Here is a 4,310-nt window from a genome sequence, read left to right as displayed (position 1 = left end):
CGATGGAGACAACGACATGACCACCGCCCCCTCTCCCGCACCCCCTCAGCTGGACACTTCGGTTGCCCGAGTCGATCTGTCGGATCAGACGTTCAAGCAGCTGATCGATGGGCAATTAGTCGAAGGGGCAACTAGTCAGCCGGTCCGCGACCCGGCAACTGGTGAGGTCATCGCGACGGCGCCGGTCGCCGATGAGAAGCAGGCCGATGATGCATACCTGGGTGCGGCCCGCGCATTCGGAGAGTGGCAGAACACCACGGTGGAGGAGCGGTCACGAATCCTGCACCAGCTCGCGCAGCGCATCGAGGCGCGGCGGGAGGAGATCTCGCGGATCATCACATTGGAAACAGGCAAACCGGCTGCCTCGGCCGACGGTGATGTCGACTCGGCCCTCATCTGGATGCGCCACATCGCCGACCTGCGCCTCGATCCCGAAGTGGTGCGTGACGACGAGGACTCGAGGATCGAGATCCACCGCAAGCCCATCGGCGTCGTGCTCGGGATCATCCCGTGGAACTTCCCCTTTTTCCAGACCATCTACAAGGTGGCGCCGGCATTGCTCGCAGGCAACACGATCGTGATCAAACCCGCACCAACCACACCGCTCAACGCGATGCTGATCGGTGAGATGCTCCAGGATCTGGTTCCGGCCGGAGTGGTCAACGTGGTGGGCGACGGAGGCGACCTGGGCCCCTACCTGACCGCCCACAAGAAGGTCGACAAGATCTCCTTCACCGGTTCCACCGTCGCAGGCCGCAAGGTGATGGCCAGCAGCGCCGAGACTCTCAAACGAGTTGTCTTGGAGTTGGGCGGGAATGACGGAGCGGTCGTGCTCGACGACGCAGACGTATCGAAGGTCGCCAAAGGCATCTTCGAGTGGGCATTCTGGAACTCCGGTCAGGTTTGCATCAACATCAAGCGGATCTTCGTGCACGCTTCGCAATACGACGAGTTCTGCGATGAGTTCGCCAGGTTGGCCACCGACGCCAAGGTCGGTCACGGACTCGACCCGGACACCGAATACGGTCCGGTGCAGAACCCGAAGCAGTTGGAGGCTGCCAAGAAGGCACTCGAGATCGCAGCGCGTGATGGAAAGATCATCGCCGGCGGCGACGTGTTCGACGGCCCCGGCTATTTCGTGCAGCTCACCGTCGTCCGCGACATCGATCACGCCAGTCCACTCGTCGCCGAGGAAACCTTCGCGCCTGTCCGCGCCATCGTGAAGTACGACGACCTCGACGAGGTGATCGAGCAGGTCAATGGGACCGAATATGGCCTGGGCAATTCGGTGTGGGGCACCGACGTGGAGCGCGCCACCAGGGTCGCGCAGCGCCTCGAGAGTGGCACGGTCTGGGTGAATACGCATTGTGCCGTCCTGCCTGACGTTCCCTTCGGCGGACGCAAGCAATCGGGTCTCGGCGTTGAGTTCGGCATGGAAGGGCTCCTGGAATTCACCGACACCAGCGTCCTTCACATCGTCAAGAAGAGCGACTGAAGCTTCGCAAAAGAGGGATCGGAAAGAGGAGCGCTTATTCGAGCCGAGCGACCGTGGAGACAACCGGAGGACAGTAGCCCCAATTCCGGGGACTTTACTTCGTTCCGAAGGTGACCGAATCAAATTGTCACCGACAAATAATTCTTGACTATCAGTGGATGAGGACATGGGAAACAACCAGTCATGTGATGTTGTGATCATTGGAGCCGGCTTCGCCGGCATCACCGCTTCACGGGAACTCAGTCGCCGGGGGTACGACGTGGTCGTGCTCGAAGGCAGGGATCGCATTGGCGGCAGAACCTGGTACAAGGACGACGCTCTGCCAGGGCACTCGTTGGAGTTGGGAGGTACGTGGGTTCATTGGTTCCAGCCACATGCGTTCGCGGAAATCTCGCGCTACAACCTCGAGCTTGTCGAAACCATCGGAGTGTCCGCGCCTGAGATCGCGGCCACGGTGACCGGAGGCCGGCGGAAGAGCGTTCCCTACGAGGAGGCCTCGGCGGCTATCGAGTCCCTCATGGAGATGGTCGTTCAGGACGCTCGGGAGGTTCTCGAGCGACCGTTCGAGCCCTTTTACCATCAGGATGCGCTGGAGGTCGTCGACAAGTTGTCGATCCAAGATCGGATCGACGGACTCGACCTGACTCCAGAAGAGAAGGACCTGGCCAATGGCTTGTGGACAGCCATGGGCTCCGCTCCCTGTGGAGACGTCGGTCTGGTTGCTGCGCTGCGTTGGTATGCGCTGAGCGGATTCGATATCAATGCAGTATTCGATACGGTTGGGCGCTACAAACTCAAGAACGGAACACGCTCTCTGATCCAGGCCATAGCCGACGATTCCTCAGCCGAAGTTCGGCTGARCACCCCCGTTGCCGCGGTGGAACAATCGGATGACGGTGTGGTCGTGACCACCCGGCAAGGGGATACCTTGCGGGCTCAGTACGTGGTCGTCGCGGCACCATTGAATACCTTCGGTGCCATTGATTTCAGTCCCGCACTGTCCGCCGCAAAACAAGCGGGGATTTCTGAGGGCCAGCCCGGCCGTGGTTCGAAAGCGTGGGTGCACGTTCGAGGGGACTTGCCCAAGCCGTTCTTCGCTGTTGCTCCGGAGAACCATTTGATCAACTATGTCGTCACGGACAAGGTTCTCGATGACGGCCAGTTGCTGATCGCATTCGGCCCCGAAGGAGCTGATCTGAACGCCAGTGACGTTGACCAGGTCAGTGCAGAACTCCAGAAGCTATTCGGGGATCTGGAAGTCGTCGCCACCACGGGACATGACTGGGCAAGCGACGAGTTTTCGCGCGGCACCTGGTGCATGTTCCGACCGGGCCAGACAACGAGGTTGCTCGCGGAGCTGCAGAAGCCCGAGGGCAGGGTCTTCTTCGCTGGTTCGGATCTCGCGAATGGATGGAACGGGTTCATCGATGGCGCGATCGAATCCGGAATCCGGGCTGATCGAGAGATTCATGCACGGATCTCCGGGAATCCCAGCCGAGCCCGGTCACAGGTTGCACCCCCTTCGCGCAACTCGGATGCACGCGAATTCCGGGGTGAAGACCTAGACATGCAGGGCCGGGACGCTCGCCGCGGCCTGGCGTCCCGGCCTGCCGTCCACACAGATCACCAGAAGGTGCCGATCCCGACGATCGCGTCGACCTAGCTCGGGGGGACAATAAAAACGAAGGACGAGACATGACCGAAAACAGCATGGGCGATCGAAGACTCGCCAAGAAGCTCACCTGGCGCGATGGCATGGCCATGGCGCTGACCCTGCCAGTTGGGTTGTTCGTGACCTTCGGCTACCTACTCGGCGTAGTCGGTGCGTGGACCGCAATTACGATCTGGTTCATCGGAGCGGTGATCAGCTTCCTGCAATGCCAAGTCTTTGCGGAGATGGCGGCAATGTTCCCCCGCGACTCCGGAGGGGTCGCACGCTACGCAATCGAGGGCTGGAAGAAATACTTCGCCCCACTGGGAGCTATCGCCGCATTCGGCTACTGGCTCGGTTGGTCACTGTCCATCTCCATGGCCTCCGTGGTCTTCGGCGAATTGATCGAGGCGACCTGGTTTCAGGACAACACTGTCGCCTTCAGCATCTTCGGCAACCAACTCGGGCTCGAACACCTCTTCGCCCTCGGTGCCATGCTGTTCGCCTGGGCCTTCAACTACTTCGGCTTGAAATTCGGTGCCACGGTCAACAAGGTGCTCGGATTGCTGGTCGTCGCAGGTCTAGCCGTAATAACGGTGGCGTGCCTGGTCAGCCCGTCGATCCATTGGTCGACGGCCAACTTGTCGTGGTCGGTGGCCGGCGACTGGCGAACTGTCGCCGTCGTGTTCTACGTGACCGCGTGGACGATCTACGCGGGCGAGATCGTTGCGTCTTTCGCACCCGAGTACAAGGACACCGCCCGCGACACTTCCAAGGCCATGTCGCGAATTTCGTTGTTCATGATCGTGTTGTTCGTCGTCGTCCCGACCGCTCTCGCGGGTGGTCTTGGCGAGGGCGTGGTCCGGGACAACCCGGTGAACTATGTCGCGGTGGCGTTCGACCACGCATTCGGTGGCGCGGCCTGGATCGGAACGATCGTGATCGCTTCGGCCCTGCTGATCTCCATCATCTCCACTACCGCCGACGGGGGCCGCGCGCTGTTCGGCCTTGCCCAGGAAGGGATGACCATCAAGCAACTCGACTGGGTCAACCGGTGGGGTGTGCCCGGCCGATCCCTGACCCTGGACGTGCTCCTCAACGCGACCGTCATGGTCCTGGTGGGGCATCCGGTGAGCATCCTGCTGGCGAGCAATCTCGGCTACC

The 4,310-nt window shown here is 61.1% G+C and carries 3 protein-coding genes; all 3 read left to right on the top strand.

Features of this window, described 5'->3' with window-relative positions; genetic code table 11:
* Positions 1-1,495: aldehyde dehydrogenase family protein (locus AC1DWT_RS49835; RefSeq protein WP_477926129.1), on the top strand; the 1,495-nt coding region annotated here is incomplete at its 5' end.
* Between the two features lie 166 nt (positions 1,496-1,661).
* Entirely contained in the window at positions 1,662-3,158 is a 1,497-nt protein-coding gene (locus tag AC1DWT_RS49830; protein WP_477926128.1) for a flavin monoamine oxidase family protein, read from the top strand.
* Between the two features lie 32 nt (positions 3,159-3,190).
* Positions 3,191-4,310 (top strand): APC family permease (locus AC1DWT_RS49825; protein WP_477926127.1); only part of this gene is annotated, 1,120 nt, incomplete at its 3' end.

The sequence above is a fragment of the Rhodococcus sp. P4_B6 genome (assembly GCF_056402215.1).
Note: the sequence above shows the minus strand (reverse complement) of the source record. Positions and strands in the feature narration are given on the sequence as shown.